Consider the following 16379-nt stretch of genomic DNA (forward strand, 5'->3'; position numbering starts at 1 on the left):
AATTCTCGGCACCGGCTGTCCGCCACCTGAGCGGAGGCGTGCGGGCGGACCGGTGCTCGCGTACCGGTGGGCGGCGCCGTCAGGTGCGCGCGAGCGTCCCGGCGACGACCGTCACGACGGCGCCCACGACGAAGACCGCGATGCACAGACCCCCGACGACCCGCGCGACGCGCAGCGCCGCCGGCGAGGGTCCCTCGCCGGGGCTCAGGAGCCCGATGGACGCGGAGCCGGAGTACGAGCGCCGGAACGGCACGTGGAACTGCCGCACGTCGTGGTCGGTCAGGGCGGGCGGCGGCTCGTGCGCGAGCGCGGCCGCGACGCGCCGGCCCCGCAGGCGACCAGCCTGGAGCGCGTAGAAGGCCAGGACCCCGTACTGGCTGAGGTAGAAGATCCCCAGTGCGAGGACGGTCGCGCCGAAGCTCGTCCCCGCGAGCGTGCCGGCGAGCCGGAGCACCACGACGCCGGCGGCCGTGACCGCCGCCCCGAGCAGCAGCCACCACGGCAGGGCCGCCCACGCGCCCGAGTGGTCACCCTCGTACGGCGACACCGAGCGCACCGGCCGGCTCGAGTCCGCGAGCTGATCGGCGAGGGGCGACCTGTCCTCCTCCCACCAGGCCATCAGAGCGCTCAGCCCTGCGACGACCGGTGCTCGCGCAGCACCTCGGCCGCCTGCGGCAGCACGTCCGCGAGGTCGCCGACGACCGCGAAGTCCGAGATCTCGAACAGCGGGCACTCCGGGTCGTTGTTCACCGCGACGATGACCTGAGACGCCTGCATGCCACCGCGGTGGTGCGGGGCGCCGGAGATGCCCGCGCCGATGTACAGCCGCGGCGCCACGGTGACGCCGGTCTGCCCGACGAACTGGTCGTGCCAGCCCTCGTAGACGGCGTCGCGCGTCGCGCCCACGGCCGCGCCGAGCGCGTCGGCGAGCTCGGTGACGGGTCCGAAGTCGCCGTTGGTACCGCGGCCCCCCGCGACGACGATCGCGGCCTCGCCGAGCGCCGGGCGCCCCGCGCCGGCCGACTCGTCGACCGTGCGGGACACGACGCGCGCCGCCGTCGCGGCAGGCGAGAGCTCGAGGCGGAGCGCAGCGACCTCGGTCGCCACGGCGACCTCCGCGGGCTGCGGCACGACGGAGTTCGCCCGCAGGGTGAGCACGGCGGGGTCGGTGACGATCTCGCTGCGCACGTCCCAGGACCCCGCGAAGACGCGCTTGTCCGCGACGAGGTGCGTGCCGCCGTCGGTCAGCGCGGACGCGTCGACGACGAGGCCCGCCTCGGTGAGGAACGCGAGGCGCGCGGCCGCCTCCTTGTTCGGGAAGGACGACGTGAGCAGGACGGCGTCCGCGTCGGACGCGCGCGTCGCGGCGGCGAGGACCTCGGCCACGACGGGCGTCAGGTGCAGCGCGTCGCCGGTCACGACCTCCCCGCCCGACGACGGCTCGGCCTGGCGCACGAGCTCGACACCGTGGGCGCCGAGCTGGGCGAGCACGTCGACGCTCGGCGCCTCGAGGGCGACGGCCTCGACGCGTCCGAGCGAGCGACCGACGGTGATGAGCTCCAGCACGGGCGAGCGCAGCTCGGTGCCGGCGGAGTCGAGGAGGACGAGGACGGTACGGGTCCCGGGGGTGCTCATGTGCGGACGCCTCTCAGACCAGGTCGTTGCGGATGAGGAACTCGGCCAGGGCGCGCCCGCCCTCGCCCTTGTCGACGACGATCTCGGCGTCGGGGCGCGGCGGGCGGGGCGACGCGTCGAGCACGCGCGAGCGCGCGCCGGCGTCACCGACGAGCGCCGGGTCGACGCCGAGGTCGGCGAGGCTCCACGCCTCCACCGGCCGCGTGCGCGCCGCCATGATGAGCTTGAAGTTGGGCATGCGCGGGTCGTTCGCGTGGTCGGTCACCGACACGACGGCGGGGAGCGGCGCCTCGAGGACCTCCCGGGCGCCGTCGAGCTCGCGCGTGACGCGAGCCGTCCGAGCGCCGGGCTCTCCCTCGACCTCGAGCTCTCCGGCGAGCGTGAGCTGCGGGAGCCCGAGCTCCGCGGACAGGAGCGCGGGGACGACCGAGCCGAGCCCGTCGAGCGCGGCCATGCCCGTCACGACGACGTCCACCGGTGCCTCGTCCGCGAGACGGCGCACCGCGGCGGCGAGCACGCGCGCGGTGCCGAAGTAGTCCGAGCCCGCGATCGCGTCGTCGCTCACGCGCACGCCGCGGTCCGCGCCGAGCTGGTACGAGCGGCGCACCGCGCCGTCCGCGTCCGGGCCGGCCACCGTCAGGACGATCACCTCGCTGGTCTCGCGCTCCGCCTCCGGCAGCGCCTCCTTGAGGCGCAGCGCGGCCTCGACCGCGTTCTCGTCGAGCTCGTTGAGCGTCCCCTCGTCGGCCCGGCGCACGACGCGCCCGCCCTCGAAGCCCCGGTCCGCATGGATGTCCGGGACGTACTTCACGGCGACGACGATCCGCATCGGCTGCTCTCCCTGTGCGCTGGGCGGTCGGCCGGAGAGGTTCCCGGCCCGCTCGGGGAAGCCTACCGGCGGGCGGCGGGGCGGGCCGGTGACACCCGCCACAATGGACGGGTGCACGTGTCCCCGACCTCCTCCCCCGTCCCCGCGGCCACCGGCGAGCCCACGCTCCCGGTTCCGCCGGGTCCTGTAGACCGGCACGCCCTCGTGCCGCCGCTCGGCGTCCGCGTCGCGGGCGACGGTGTCGACGTCGCCGTCCTCGCGTCGCACGCGACCGCCGTCGAGCTGTGCCTCGTGGACGTGGTCGACGCGTCCTTGCCCGTCCAGGACCCGGCCCGCTACCGCGAGCGCCGCGTCCCCCTCGCCGGGCCGGCGTACGGCGTCTGGCACGCCCACGTCCCCGGCGTCCGGCCCGGGCAGCGCTACGGGTTCCGCGCGCACGGCCCGTGGGAACCCACGGCCGGGCTGCGGCACAACCCCGCGAAGCTGCTCGTCGACCCGTACGCGCGCGGCCTCGTGGGCGAGCTGGTGGACGACCCGGCGATCCACGGCCAGGCCGGGAGCGACCCGTACGGCCCGGCGGACGCGCGCGACTCTCTGCCGTTCGTGCCGCACGCGGTGGTCGTGGCCGAGCCGACGGGGGCCCTGGCGCCCCGGCCGCGCGTCCCGTGGCGCGACACCGTGATCTACGAGGCGCACGTGCGCGGCCTCACGCAGCGTCTCGAGGCCCTGCCCGAGCCCCTGCGCGGCACGTACGCGGGCGTCGCGCACCCGGTGACGATCGAGCACCTGCGGTCGCTCGGCGTGACGACGGTCGAGCTCCTGCCCGTGCACGCGAACGTGCCCGAGCCGCACCTGCTCGCGAGCGGCCGCACCAACTACTGGGGCTACTCGACGCTCGGGTTCTTCGCGCCCCACGCCGCGTACGCGACGCGCGCGGCACGGGAGGCCGGGCCGGGCGCGGTCCTCGACGAGGTACGCGGCATGGTCCACCTGCTGCACGAGGCGGGGATCGAGGTGCTGCTCGACGTCGTGCACAACCACACGTGCGAGGGCGGGGCGGACGGCTACCACCTGTCGTGGCGCGGGCTCGACAACGCCGGGTACTACCTGCACGACGGCGGCTCGCCCGCCCGGCTCGCCGACGTCACCGGGACGGGCAACTCGCTCGACTTCCGGCGCCCGGCCGTGGTGCGGGCCGCGCTGGACTCGCTGCGGTACTGGGCGGAGGTCGTGGGGGTCGACGGTTTCCGGTTCGACCTCGCGGTCACGCTCGGTCGTGGGACCGCCGGGTTCGACCCCGACCACCCGTTCCTCGTCGCCTTGCAGACAGACCCGGTGCTGTGCGGGCTCAAGCTCGTCGCCGAGCCGTGGGACGTGGGGCCGGGCGGCTGGCGGACCGGCCAGTTCCCGCCGCCGCTCGCCGAGTGGAACGACCGGTTCCGCGACGCGGCGCGGCAGTTCTGGCTCGCCGACGCGCGCGAGGCGTCCCACGGGCGGCCGGGCCACGGCGTGCGCGACCTCGCGACCCGGCTCGCGGGGTCGGCGGACCTGTTCGGCCACTCCGACCCGCCGCTGCTGCGCGGACCCGTCGCGTCGGTGAGCTACGTGACCGCGCACGACGGGTTCACGCTCGCCGACCTCGTCGCCTACGACCACAAGCACAACCTCGCGAACGGCGAGGACAACCGCGACGGTACGAACGACAACCGGTCGTGGAACCACGGACTCGAGGGCCCGGTCGCGGCACCGGACGCGCGGGCGGGCGGGCGGCTGGGCGCGGGACTCGACGCGCTCGGGATCAGGCTCGGGATTGGCGAAGAGATCGCGCCCCTGCGCCGCCGGTCGATCCGCAACCTCCTCGCGACGCTCGTCCTCGCCGCAGGGACCCCGATGCTCACCGCGGGCGACGAGATGGGGCGGACGCAGCGCGGCAACAACAACGCCTACGTGCAGGACGACGAGACGTCCTGGGTGTCGTGGGACCTCTCGCCGTGGCGCGAGGACCTGCTCGCGACGGCGCGGTACCTGCTCGCCCTGCGGCGCGAGCACCCCGCGCTGCGTCCCGACACGTTCTACACCGGCCGCCCCCGGCCCGACGCCTCGACCGCCGGTGCCGAGGCATCGGCCCCAGGGGGCGACGTGGGCGTGCCCGACCTCGTGTGGTTCGACGCCGACGGCGAGCTCCTCGACCACTCCGCCTGGCACGACCCCGCCGTCCGGACGCTCCAGATGCTGCGCACCGCCCCGGAGCCCGGCGACGCCGACGTGCTCGTCGTGCTCGCGGGCGCCCTCGACCCGGTCGACGTCACGCTCCCGGGCGTGCGCGCGGCGTCGGGCGGCGACGTCGAGCGCTGGGACCTCGCGTGGGACTCGGACTGGGAGCGACCCGAGGACCGGGACCGCGCGAACGGCGACGGCACCGCCCGCGCGGGCGACGTCGTCGGGCTCGAGGCCCTGAGCCTGCGCGTCTACGTCTCCACCCCGCCGAGGTAGAGGCCCGGTCGCACGAGGTAGAGGCGTGGTGGCACGCCCACCGGGCCTGCCGGGGCTGGACACGTGCTCTACTCTTCCCGCATGAGTGACAGCGCGGTCGACTCCTCCGTCAGCTCTCCCGCGATCGAGAACCCTGAGGTCGTCGTCGTGGGGGCCGGGCTCGCCGGGCTCGTCGCGGCGACCGAGCTCACCGCGGCCCGACGGCGCGTCGTCCTGCTGGACCAGGAGCCCGCCGCGAGCCTCGGCGGCCAGGCGTGGTGGTCGTTCGGCGGGCTGTTCCTCGTCGGCTCGCCCGAGCAGCGGCGCATGGGGGTCACCGACTCCGCCGAGCTCGCGTTCGACGACTGGCTCGGGTCCGCGAGGTTCGCGCCCGGCGCCGACCGCGGCGAGGGCCCCGACCGCCACGGGTACGCCTGGGCGCGCGGGTTCGTCGACTTCGCCGCGGGCGAGATGCGTGGCTGGCTGCACGACAAGGGCGTGCGGTGGTTCCCGCTCGTGCAGTGGGCCGAGCGCGGCGGGTACCCGGTGACCTCGGGCGCCGACGGGACGGCCGCGGGAGGCCACGGCAACTCCGTCCCGCGCTTCCACGTCACCTGGGGCACCGGGCCCGCGATCCTCGAGCCGTTCGTGCGCGCGGCGCTCGACGCGCGCGCCGCCGGGCTGCTCGACCTGCGGTTCCGGCACCGCGTCACGTCGCTCGTCGTGACCGACGGCGCGGTGACGGGCGTGCGCGCGGAGGTCCTCGCGCCGTCGGACGTCGAGCGCGGCGCCCCGTCGTCGCGCGAGGTCGTCGGCGAGGTGGAGATCGCGGCGAGCGCCGTCGTCGTGACGTCGGGCGGCATCGGAGCGAACCACGAGCTCGTACGTTCCCGCTGGCCGCAGGCGGCGGGCGCGCTGCCCGCCCGCATGCTCTCCGGCGTCCCCGACTCGACCGACGGGCTGATGATCGGCGTCGCCGCCGACGCGGGCGCCGCGCTCGTGCACGAGGACCGCATGTGGCACTACCCCGAGGGCATCGCGAACCACTCCCCCGTCTGGACCGACCACGGCATCCGCATCCTGCCCGGCCCGAGCTCGCTGTGGCTCGACGCGGACGGCAACCGGCTCCCCGCGCCGCTGTTCCCCGGGTTCGACGCGCTCGGCGCGCTCCATCACGTCGCCGAGCGCGGCGACGACCACTCCTGGTTCGTGCTCAACAAGGCGATCATGGAGTCCGAGTTCGCGCTGTCCGGGTCGGAGCAGAACCCCGACCTCACCGGCAAGGACGTCAGGCTGCTCGCCCAGCGCGTCCTGCCGCGCGCCGTCGGCCCCGTCGCGCGGTTCGCCGAGCAGTCGCCCGAGTTCGTGTGGGCCGACACGCCCGAGGAGCTCGCGGCCGGGATGAACGCGCTCGTGGAGGCGACACCGGGCTCGCGCGGCCACGTCGACCCCGACGCCCTCGCGCGCATCGTCCACCTGCGCGACGAGCAGGTCCGCACCGGTCTCGGCAAGGACCCGCAGGTCGTCGCGACGGCGATGGCGCGGCGCTACCGCGTCGACCGGCTCATCCGCGTCTCTCCCCCGCGCCCGCTCACCACGCCCAAGGACGGGCCGCTGCTCGCCGTCCGCCTGTCCGTGCTCACGCGCAAGACGCTCGGCGGGCTGTGGACCGACACGTCCGCGCGCGTGCTGCGCCAGGACGGCTCGGTGCTCCCCGGGCTCTGGGCGGCCGGCGAGGCCGCCGGGTTCGGCGGTGGCGGCGTGCACGGCCACCGCGCGCTCGAGGGCACGTTCCTGGGTGGCTGCCTCTACTCCGGCCGCGTCGCGGGTCGTGCCCTCGCGGCCGAGCTCGGCTGACCGCGCGCGAGGCCGGGGCCCGGTCGCGCGAGGTAGAGGCCTGGTCGGCCGAGGTAGAGGCCCGGTCACGCGAGGTAGAGGCCTGGTAGGCCGAGGTCGAGGCATGCTCACGAGGTAGAGGTGTGGTCGCCGGGGACCGCCCGTCGGCGTCGGTCGCGCACGGTGCCGCGACCGGTAGGGTCACCGAGCATGAGCGTGCACGACGACGCGCCCCGAACCGGGCGATCCGCCCAAGCCTCGGACACCGGACCGGTCAGGCACGACGAACCCGCCGGTCCTGACGGCGTCGAGCAGTCGAGCACCGACCCGGCGGCCGCACCGCGCGACGTCGCCGCGTGCGAGCGCTTCTTCCGCCGCAACGGGCTACCGCTGCTGGTCGAGGGCCACTCCGTGGACCGTGACGTGTTCGGGCGGTCGGCGCCGTTCCTGCTCGTGGTGCTGCTCGCCGAGCTGAGCGGCGCGATCCGGTCCGGCTGGCCGGCCTGGGCCAACGCGCTCGCGCTCCTGAGCGGCGCCGCGATCGTCGCGGCCGCGTACGCCGGGCTCAACGTGCTCCGCGGCCGCCCGTGGTCGACCCTCCCCCAGTCGGTCGGCGTGCCCGAGCTCGCGTTCTTCGTCCTCGTGCCCGCGCTGCTGCCCCTCGTGTTCGGCGGGCAGTGGGGCGACGCGCTGCTCACCGTCGTCGGCAACCTCGTCCTGCTCGGGGTGGTACGCGTCGTCGTCGGGTACGGCGTGCTGTCGTCGCTGTGGTGGGGCCTCGCGCGCGTCACGGACGAGCTGGGCGCGGCCCTGCTGCGGCTCGTGCGCCTGCTGCCGCTGCTGCTCGTCTTCTCTCTCGTCCTGTTCTACAACGCCGAGGTCTGGCAGGTGTTCGACCGCACGCACGGGATCGCGGACGTCGTGCTCGGAGCGTTCTTCGCGCTGCTCGTCGTGCTGTTCGTCGCGCTGCGCTCCCCGGCCGAGGCGCGCGAGGCCCTTGCCGAGACGTCCGCGCGGCTGCCGGGGCACGAGCGCGCGACGCGCTTCAGCCGCGGACAGACCGCGAACCTCGCGACGATGATCGCGAGCAGCCAGCTCCTCCAGGTCCTCGTGGTGAGCTTCGGCATGGGCGTGTTCTTCATGGCGCTGGGGACTCTCACCGTCACGCCGGAGGTCATGGCGCTGTGGGACGTCGACGGCGGCACGTGGCAGCAGACGCTCTCGCTCGCGGGAGGGGGCGGCGTCGGCGGGGCGGACCTCGTCGTCACGCAGACGCTCCTGCGCGTCTCCGTCGCGATCGCGACGTTCACCGGGCTCTACTACGCGATCTCCGTCCAGGTCGACGCCATCTACCGTGAGGAGTTCGTCGACGGCATCGAGACCCAGCTCACCGACGTCGTCCGCACCCGCTCCCGCTACCTCGAACTCCTCGGCGAGCCCTCGACCCCGTCCCCGGGAGACCCCCTCTCCTCGCCGAGGTAGAGGCCTGGTAGGCCGAGGTAGAGGCCTGGTCACGACCTCACCTCTACCTCGCTGGACCAGGGCTCTACCTCGGCCGACCAGGGCTCTACCTCGGCCAGGACGTCTGTCGGCGAGAGACACGACGGCGCAGCGCGAGACGGCGGGCCTCCGCGAGGCGGCACCCGACCGCCACCGGGTCGCCCAGGTCGTCCCACGTGAACCTGACGACCGTCCAGCCCGCGGCCACGAGCGCCGCCTCGCGGACGTCCTGGGCACGCCGGACGTCGTCCGGGTCCCCGTACGCCCCGCCGGAGTACTTCACGGCTCCGTCGAACTCGATCACCACCCGGGCGTCGAGCCAGGCCAGGTCGACGGCGTAGTTGCCCCGCGCCGTCGCGACCGGTACCTGCGGGGTCAGCGCAGGCAGACCGCCCAGCACGGCGGCGAGCCGCACGAGCGTCTCCCCCGGCGACTCGGACCTCGGGTCCGCGCGCTCCAGGGCGCGGCGTGCGCGCACGACCCCACGCTTGCCCCGCGACTCCTCGACGATCGAGTCGACGAGCCGTCGGTCCGCCCCCATGCGGAAGGCGGAGTCGACGACGACCAGGCTGCGCTCGAGCGGCAGCGCCCGTGCGCAGTCGACCAGCGTGCGCTCGAGGCTCGTCACGGGGACACCGTCGAGCTCCGCGCGATCGCGGACCGGGAGGTCCGTCCAGTGCCGCCGCACCACGGCGTCGCGCTCGCGCTCCACGTTCGGGTGGCCGAGCTGGGTCAGGTGCGCGAACGGCGGAAGCCGCCAGGTCCAGCATCCCCAGAGCAGCGCCGCGGTGTCGTGGCTCACCCAGAACGGCGTGCTGAGCCGATCGACGAGCCCGCGGACCTGCCCGAGCAGCCACTCTTCCCGCGCGGAGGCCGCGACGTGCGGCGAGGGGAGGTAGACACCACGCCGCACCCGGACGAGCTCACCGTCCCGTGCTCGGGCCGCCAGCTCGGCGCGCCGCCGTCGTGCGTACGGCACGGCCACGGGGACACGCCGCGGTCCGGTCGTGTCCGCGGTGTAGCGACCGGGTGGCCTCACGGTCGCCGGTGCGCTCGTCGGGCGCCGTCGCGCCGCGGGACCGAGGTCCGTCGGGGAGGTCTGCGTCGTCTCATCCATCGTCCCAGCGTGCCGGGCTCGACGATGTCGCGGGCGCGCGCCCGGACATCTGTGGAAAAGCACGCGCCGTGCGGGTCCTCACGCCCACGTTCCGCCGTCGTGCACGACCTCGGCAGCGAAGCGCGGGAGGGCCCCGCCGACGACGGGGCCCTCCTGTCGCGCTACCACGCCTCTACCTCGCGAGGCCAGGGCTCTACCTCGCGAGGCCAGGGCTCTACCTCGGCGGCGGGCGCGTCAGGCGTTGGCGACGAGGCCGAGCTCGGCGACGCTGGGGAGGCCGGTGTGCGTCGGGACGACGCGGACCGTGTAGCCGAACGGGCCGGACGCGTCGAGCACCACGTCGCCGGCGAACGCGTAGCGGCCGGCCTCGTACGTCTCGGCGAGCGCGAGCGGCTCGGCGGTGAACTCCTCGATGAGGTCGGCCTCGCTCACGCGACCGTGCACGACCTGCACCTGCACGTCCTCGGGGCGCAGGTCACCGAGCGACACGTACGCGCGCACGGTGAGCCGGTCCCCCACCTGTGGCACCTCGCCGATGCCGGACGAGTCGACGTGGTCGACGCGCACCCGCGACCACCCGGACCGCACGGACTCCTTCCAGTGCGCGAGCTCGCGCGCCGGGGCGAGACCGTCGGCGGCCAGCGTCCGCCCGGCTGCGGCGGCGGGCGCGTAGAGCCGCGTCACGTACTCGCCGACCATGCGCGTCGCCTGGACCTTCGGTCCCAGCGTCGCGAGCGTGTGGCGCACCATCTCGAGCCACCGGCCGGGCACGCCGTCGGTGTCGCGGTCGTAGAAGCGGGGCGCGACCTGCTGCTCCACGAGGTCGTAGAGCGCGGCGGCCTCGAGGTCGTCACGGCGGTCCGCGTCCTCCACGCCGTCCGCGGTGGGGATGGCCCAGCCGTTCTCGCCGTCGAACCACTCGTCCCACCACCCGTCGAGGATGGACAGGTTGAGGCCGCCGTTGAGCGCCGACTTCATGCCCGACGTGCCCGACGCCTCCAGCGGGCGCAGCGGGTTGTTGAGCCAGACGTCGCAGCCCGGGTAGAGCGACTGCGCCATGGCGATGTCGTAGTTCGGCAGGAAGACGATGCGGTGCCGCACCTCGGGGTCGTCGGTGAAGCGCACGAGCTGCTGGATGAGTCGCTTGCCCTGGTCGTCCGCGGGGTGCGACTTGCCGGCCACGACGAGCTGGACCGGACGCTCGGGGTGCAGCAGCAGCGCCTTGAGCCGCTCGGGGTCGCGCAGCATGAGCGTGAGCCGCTTGTACGTCGGCACGCGGCGCGCGAAGCCGATGGTGAGCACGTCGGGCGACAGGACGTCGTCGACCCAGCCGAGCTCGGCCGGGGTCGCCCCGCGCTCGCGCCACGACTTGCGCACGCGGCGGCGTGCCTCGTCGACGAGGCGGCCCCGCATCTCGCGACGGACGGCCCACAGCTCGCCGTCGCTCACGCCACCGTCCCCGGCATCGCGCAGCCAGCCCGACGACGCGGCGTCGGCCGTGAGCTCGTCGAGCCCCAGCCGCTCGGCCTCGAGCGCAGCGAACGCGGGGTCCACCCACGTAGGCGAGTGCACGCCGTTCGTCACGGACGTGATGGGGACCTCGCGCGCGTCGAAGCCCGGCCACAGCCCCTCGAACATGCCGCGCGAGACCTCGCCGTGCAGCAACGAGACGCCGTTGGCGCGGCCGCCCAGGCGCAGGCCCATGACGGCCATGTTGAAGACGGTCGGGTCGCCGCCGTCGTAGTCCTCGGCCCCGAGCGCGAGGACCCGCTCCACCGGCAGCCCGTCCACGGCCATGTCGCCGCCGAAGTACTGCGTGACGAGGTCCCGCCCGAACCGGTCGATGCCGGCGGGGACCGGCGTGTGGGTGGTGAAGACGGTCGCGGCGCGCACTGCCTCGAGCGCCTCGTCGAACGTGAGGCCCTGCTCGACGAGCTCGCGGATGCGCTCGACCCCGAGGAACCCGGCGTGGCCCTCGTTGGTGTGGTAGACCTCCGGCTCCGGCGCGCCGGTGAGGCGCGACCACAGGCGCAGCGCGCGCACGCCGCCCACACCCAGCAGCAGCTCCTGCTGGAGGCGGTGCTCACCGCCGCCGCCGTAGAGACGGTCCGTCACCTTGCGCGCGGCCTCGTCGTTGCCGGGCACGTTCGAGTCGAGCAGGAGCAGCGGCACGCGGCCGACTGCAGCGACCCACACGTGCGCGTGGAGCGCCCGACCGCCGGGCAGGGCGAGCGAGACGCGCGCGGGCGTGCCGTCGTCGTCGCGCAGCAACGTCAGGGGCAGGCCGTCCGGATCGAGCAGCGGGTAGGTCTCGACCTGCCAGCCGTCGCGCGTGAGGGACTGCTTGAAGTACCCGGCGCCGTAGAGGAGCCCGACGCCGACGATCGGCACACCGAGGTCGCTCGCGCTCTTGAGGTGGTCGCCCGCGAGGATGCCGAGGCCACCGGAGTACTGCGGCAGCACCGACGTGATGCCGAACTCGGGCGAGAAGTAGGCGATCGCGGCCGGGAGGTCGCCGCCGTCCTCCGCCGACGCCTCCGCGGCGCGCTGCTGGTACCACAGCGCGTCGTCGAGGTAGTGGCGCAGGTCCGCCGCCGCCGCGCGCACGCGCTCGACGAACGCGCCGTCGGCGGCGAGCTCCGCGAGACGCTCCGGGCCGAGCGCGCCCAGCAACGCGACGGGGTCGCCGTGCACGGACGCCCACGCCTCGGGGTCGATGCCGGCGAACAGGTCGCGCGTCGGGGCGTGCCAGGACCAGCGCAGGTTGTGCGCCAGCTCGTCCAGGTCGCGCAGCTCGGCGGGCAGCAGGGTGCGGACGGTGAACCGTCGGATCGCTCTCACGGGGACGAGACTACGCAGGCCGAGCCCGGTGCACACCCTCGCGGTGTCACACGCACGTCACGCTTGCGTGAACTTTCACCCGGCGTCACGTCCGTCGCCCGCACCTCGTCGACGACGCGCCGACCCCGCTCCCAGGTGCCTGCCCCCCGCGGGCCTCGATACGTTGTGCGTGTGACGTCGACCTCCCCGGCCCCCGCGCCGCACCGCGCCCCCGCGACCACCCCCCGTCCTGCCCCGTCCGCCCCGATCGGCCGCATCCCCGTGCTGGACGTGTCCCCGGTCGTCGAGGGCGGCCGATGGCCCGCGAAGGCCGTCGTCGGCGAGATGGTGCCGGTCGAGGCGACCGTCTTCCGGGAGGGGCACGACGCCGTCGCCGCGACGGCCGTCCTCGTCGCCCCCGACGGGGCCGAGCGCACCGCGCCGATGGTCGACGTCGCGCCCGGCCTCGACCGGTTCCGCGCCACGCTGCACCCCGACGCGGTCGGCGACTGGTCGCTGCGCGTCGAGGCGTGGAGCGACCCGTACGGCACGTGGTCCCACGACGCGACGATCAAGATCGAGGCGGGCGTCGACGTCGACCTCATGCTGGCCGAGGGCGTCCGGCTGTTCGAGCGCGTCCTGGCCGACGCCGTCCCCCTCCCGGGCGCGGACGGCACCCCGGGCACCCGCTCCCCCGAGGACGCGCGCACGCTCGCCGACGCGGCCGCCGCGCTCGCCGACGCGAGCCGGCCCGCGCAGGCCCGGCTCGCCGCCGCGACGTCACCCGAGGTGCGCGACGTCCTGCGTCGCGCGCCCCTGCGCGACCACGTGACGGCGTCGGCCACGTACGCGCTGCGCGTGGAGCGCCCGCTGGCGCTCGCGGGCGCGTGGTACGAGATGTTCCCGCGCTCGGAGGGCGCGCGCCGGCTGAAGGACGGGCGCTGGCGCTCCGGGACGTTCACGGCCGCGGCCCGACGCCTGCCCGCGATCGCCGCGATGGGCTTCGACGTCGTCTACCTCACGCCCGTCCACCCGATCGGCACGACCCACCGCAAGGGCCGCAACAACTCCCTCACCGCGCTCCCGGGCGACCCGGGCAGCCCGTACGCGATCGGCTCGAAGGACGGCGGCCACGACGCGATCCACCCCGAGCTCGGCAGCGATCGCACGTTCCGCGCGTTCGTCAAGGAAGCCCGGCGCAACGGGCTCGAGGTCGCGATCGACCTCGCGCTCCAGTGCTCCCCCGACCACCCGTGGGTCGCCGAGCACCCGGAGTGGTTCACGACCCGCGTCGACGGCTCGATCGCGTACGCCGAGAACCCGCCCAAGAAGTACCAGGACATCTACCCGCTGAACTTCGACAACGACCCCGAGGGCATCTACGCCGAGGTGCTGCGCGTGGTCCGCGTGTGGATCGACCGCGGCGTCACGGCGTTCCGCGTCGACAACCCGCACACCAAGCCGCTCGACTTCTGGGAGTGGCTGCTCGCCGAGGTGCGCGCCACGAACCCCGAGGTCGTGTTCCTCTCGGAGGCGTTCACCAAGCCCGCGATGATGCACACCCTCGCGCGCATCGGGTTCCACCAGTCGTACACGTACTTCACGTGGCGCAACACGCGCGACGAGCTCGCCGAGTACCTCACCGAGGTCTCGGGCGAGGCCGGCGCCTACATGCGGCCGAGCTTCTGGCCGACGACGCACGACATCCTCCCGCCGTACCTCCAGCACGGCGGGGTGGCCGGGTTCGCGGTGCGCGCGGTGCTCGCCGCGACCGGGTCGCCCACGTGGGGGATCTACTCCGGGTACGAGCTCGTGGAGAACGTGCCGCGGCCGGGTGTCGAGGAGCAGATCGACAACGAGAAGTACGAGTACAAGCCGCGCGACTGGGCGCTCGCCGACGAGATCGGGATCTCGACGCTGCTCGCACGGCTCAACGAGGTCCGGCGCGACCACCCCGCGCTGCGCCAGCTCCGCAACCTCACCGTCCACCCGACGACGAACGACCAGGTGCTCGCCTTCTCGCGGCACCTTCCGGCCGAGCACTCGCCCACCGGCGAGGCCGACACCGTCGTCGTCGTGGTGAACCTCGACCCGCACTCCCCGCAGGAGTCGAACGTGCACCTCGACCTCGCTGCCCTCGGTCTGCCACCGCTCGCGGACGGCCAGGACCCGTGGGCGCCGTCGTTCGTCGCGCACGACGAGCTGTCCGGCGAGAGCTACGGCTGGGGCCAGGACGTGTACGTGCGGCTCGAGCCGATGCGCCAGGTCGCGCACGTCGTGCACGTGAGGCCCGCATGACGTTCCCCCGCGACGCGTCTCCGGTCCCCGTACGGGGACCCGCCGCCGGCCCCACGCCCGTGCCGCCCATCACCGCGCCGGTCCCCGTCGCGGCGCTCCCGCCGCGCCGCCAGCCGACGGCGCCGGTCGACGCACGCCCCGGGCTGTCCGACGACCCGGACTGGTACCGCACGGCCGTCTTCTACGAGGTGATCGTCCGCGCGTTCTCCGACTCGGACGGCAGCGGGACGGGCGACCTGCGGGGCCTCATCGACCGCCTCGACTACCTGCAGTGGCTCGGGATCGACGCGCTGTGGCTGCCGCCGTTCTACCCGTCACCGCTGCGCGACGGCGGCTACGACGTCTCGGACTACACCGCGATCGCGCCGCAGTACGGCTCGACGTCGGACTTCGCCGAGCTCGTGAGCGAGGCGCACGCGCGCGGCATGCGCGTCGTCATCGACCTCGTCATGAACCACACGAGCGACCAGCACCCGTGGTTCCAGGCGTCGCGCGCCGACCCCGAGGGCCCGTACGGGGACTTCTACGTGTGGAGCGACGACGACACGCGCTACCAGGACGCGCGCATCATCTTCGTGGACACCGAGACGTCCAACTGGACGTTCGACCCCGTGCGCCGCCAGTTCTTCTGGCACCGGTTCTTCTCCCACCAGCCCGACCTCAACTTCGAGAACCCGCGCGTCGCGGACGCGATGCTCGACGTCGCGCGGTTCTGGCTCCAGATGGGCGTCGACGGGTTCCGCCTCGACGCGGTGCCGTACCTGTACGAGGCCGAGGGCACCAACTGCGAGAACCTGCCGCAGACGCACGAGTTCCTGCGGCGCGTGCGGCGCATGGTCGACGCGGAGTTCCCAGGGCGCATCCTGCTCGCGGAGGCGAACCAGTGGCCGCGCGAGGTCGTGGACTACTTCGGCACCGAGGACGAGCCCGAGTGCCACATGTGCTTCCACTTCCCCGTGATGCCCCGCATCTACTACGCGATCCGGGACCAGCGCGCGAACCAGGTCCTCGAGATCCTCGCCGACACGCCCGACATCCCGCCCGGCGCCCAGTGGAGCACGTTCCTGCGCAACCACGACGAGCTCACGCTCGAGATGGTCTCCACCGAGGAGCGCGCGTCGATGTACGGGTGGTACGCGCCGGACCCGCGCATGCGCGCGAACGTCGGCATCCGCCGTCGGCTCGCCCCGCTGCTCGACAACTCGCGCAAGGAGGTCGAGCTCGCGCACGCGCTCCTGCTCTCCCTGCCGGGCAGCCCGTGCCTCTATTACGGCGACGAGATCGGGATGGGCGACAACATCTGGTTGCCCGACCGTGACTCGGTGCGCACCCCCATGCAGTGGACGCCCGACCGCAACGCCGGGTTCTCGACCGCCGACCCCGGCAAGGTGTACCTGCCGCTCGTGCAGTCGCTCGTGCACCACTACGGCTACGTCAACGTCGAGGCGCAGCTCGAGCAGTCGACGTCGCTGCTGCACTGGGTGCACGGGATGCTCAAGGTCCGGCGCCGCCACAAGGCGTTCGGCACGGGCGACTTCGTGGCGCTCGAGTGCGACAACGAGTCGATCCTCGCGTTCCTGCGCCGCACCGACTCCGAGACGATCCTGTGCGTCGCGAACCTCTCCGCGACCGCGCGCTCGGCCGCGGTGCACCTGCCCGGTCACGCCGGCGCGACGCTCGTCGACGTGTTCGGCGGCGCGCACTTCCCGGCCGTCGACGACGACGAGCGCGTCGTCATGACGTGGGGGTCGCGCGACTTCTACTGGCTGGTCGTCGGACACGCCGGCGCTTGAGCTGCCCGACCACGCCGCTGCTGCTCCTCAGGTGGTGCACCGCGGTGCCTCATTCTCGTCATCGAGATGCGGCCGATCG

At 74.3% G+C, this 16379-nt stretch carries 10 protein-coding genes; 5 read left to right on the forward strand and 5 right to left on the reverse strand.

Annotated features, from left to right (window positions below):
- Positions 1-79 precede the first annotated feature (79 nt).
- The 3 genes from AC6CH9_RS08445 to AC6CH9_RS08455 are packed head-to-tail and all read right to left on the reverse strand — an operon-like array spanning position 80 to position 2464.
- Entirely contained in the window at positions 80-619 is a 540-nt protein-coding gene (locus AC6CH9_RS08445) for a hypothetical protein (RefSeq protein ID WP_498154478.1), read from the reverse strand.
- 8 nt (positions 620-627) lie between these two features.
- Entirely contained in the window at positions 628-1635 is a 1008-nt protein-coding gene (locus AC6CH9_RS08450; protein ID WP_498154479.1) for an electron transfer flavoprotein subunit alpha/FixB family protein, read from the reverse strand.
- Positions 1636-1648: 13 nt separating this feature from the next.
- Entirely contained in the window at positions 1649-2464 is an 816-nt protein-coding gene (locus AC6CH9_RS08455) for an electron transfer flavoprotein subunit beta/FixA family protein (RefSeq protein WP_498154480.1), read from the reverse strand.
- Between the two features lie 117 nt (positions 2465-2581).
- On the opposite strand from AC6CH9_RS08455, the gene glgX reads away from it, so the two are divergent.
- From glgX to AC6CH9_RS08470, 3 genes are all read left to right on the forward strand, one after another.
- Positions 2582-4957 (forward strand): glycogen debranching protein GlgX, encoded by a 2376-nt coding sequence (gene glgX / locus AC6CH9_RS08460; RefSeq protein ID WP_498154678.1) that lies wholly within the window; start codon positions 2582-2584, stop codon positions 4955-4957.
- An 81-nt stretch (positions 4958-5038) separates the two neighbouring features.
- Positions 5039-6793, forward strand: a complete 1755-nt coding sequence (locus tag AC6CH9_RS08465; protein WP_498154481.1) for an FAD-binding dehydrogenase — start codon at positions 5039-5041, stop codon at positions 6791-6793.
- A gap of 189 nt (positions 6794-6982) precedes the next feature.
- A complete protein-coding gene (locus AC6CH9_RS08470) occupies positions 6983-8254 on the forward strand; it encodes a hypothetical protein (protein ID WP_498154482.1) in 1272 nt (423 codons plus the stop codon).
- A gap of 85 nt (positions 8255-8339) precedes the next feature.
- Here AC6CH9_RS08470 and AC6CH9_RS08475 read toward each other — a convergent pair whose 3' ends face one another.
- On the reverse strand, positions 8340-9389 hold the full coding sequence (locus AC6CH9_RS08475) for a type IV toxin-antitoxin system AbiEi family antitoxin (RefSeq protein ID WP_498154483.1): 1050 nt from the start codon (positions 9387-9389) through the stop codon (positions 8340-8342).
- Positions 9390-9623: 234 nt separating this feature from the next.
- Positions 9624-12230 (reverse strand): alpha-glucan family phosphorylase, encoded by a 2607-nt coding sequence (gene glgP / locus AC6CH9_RS08480; protein WP_498154484.1) that lies wholly within the window; start codon positions 12228-12230, stop codon positions 9624-9626.
- Between the two features lie 171 nt (positions 12231-12401).
- On the opposite strand from glgP, the gene AC6CH9_RS08485 reads away from it, so the two are divergent.
- Both AC6CH9_RS08485 and treS read left to right on the forward strand, forming a co-directional pair.
- On the forward strand, positions 12402-14507 hold the full coding sequence (locus AC6CH9_RS08485) for an alpha-1,4-glucan--maltose-1-phosphate maltosyltransferase (protein ID WP_498154485.1): 2106 nt from the start codon (positions 12402-12404) through the stop codon (positions 14505-14507).
- Entirely contained in the window at positions 14504-16300 is a 1797-nt protein-coding gene (gene treS, locus AC6CH9_RS08490; RefSeq protein ID WP_498154486.1) for a maltose alpha-D-glucosyltransferase, read from the forward strand. Before AC6CH9_RS08485 ends, treS begins: the two co-directional genes overlap by 4 nt.
- Positions 16301-16379 lie beyond the last annotated feature (79 nt).

Source organism: Cellulosimicrobium sp. GQ32, assembly GCF_059758455.1.

Coding starts and splice junctions, on each gene's coding strand:
- AC6CH9_RS08455 (WP_498154480.1), bottom strand. CDS start 2,464: ATGCGGATCGTCGTCGCCGTGAAGTACGTCCCGGACATCCATGCGGAC.
- AC6CH9_RS08465 (WP_498154481.1), top strand. CDS start 5,039: ATGAGTGACAGCGCGGTCGACTCCTCCGTCAGCTCTCCCGCGATCGAG.
- AC6CH9_RS08470 (WP_498154482.1), top strand. CDS start 6,983: ATGAGCGTGCACGACGACGCGCCCCGAACCGGGCGATCCGCCCAAGCC.
- AC6CH9_RS08475 (WP_498154483.1), bottom strand. CDS start 9,389: ATGGATGAGACGACGCAGACCTCCCCGACGGACCTCGGTCCCGCGGCG.
- AC6CH9_RS08445 (WP_498154478.1), bottom strand. CDS start 619: ATGGCCTGGTGGGAGGAGGACAGGTCGCCCCTCGCCGATCAGCTCGCG.
- treS (WP_498154486.1), top strand. CDS start 14,504: ATGACGTTCCCCCGCGACGCGTCTCCGGTCCCCGTACGGGGACCCGCC.
- AC6CH9_RS08450 (WP_498154479.1), bottom strand. CDS start 1,635: ATGAGCACCCCCGGGACCCGTACCGTCCTCGTCCTCCTCGACTCCGCC.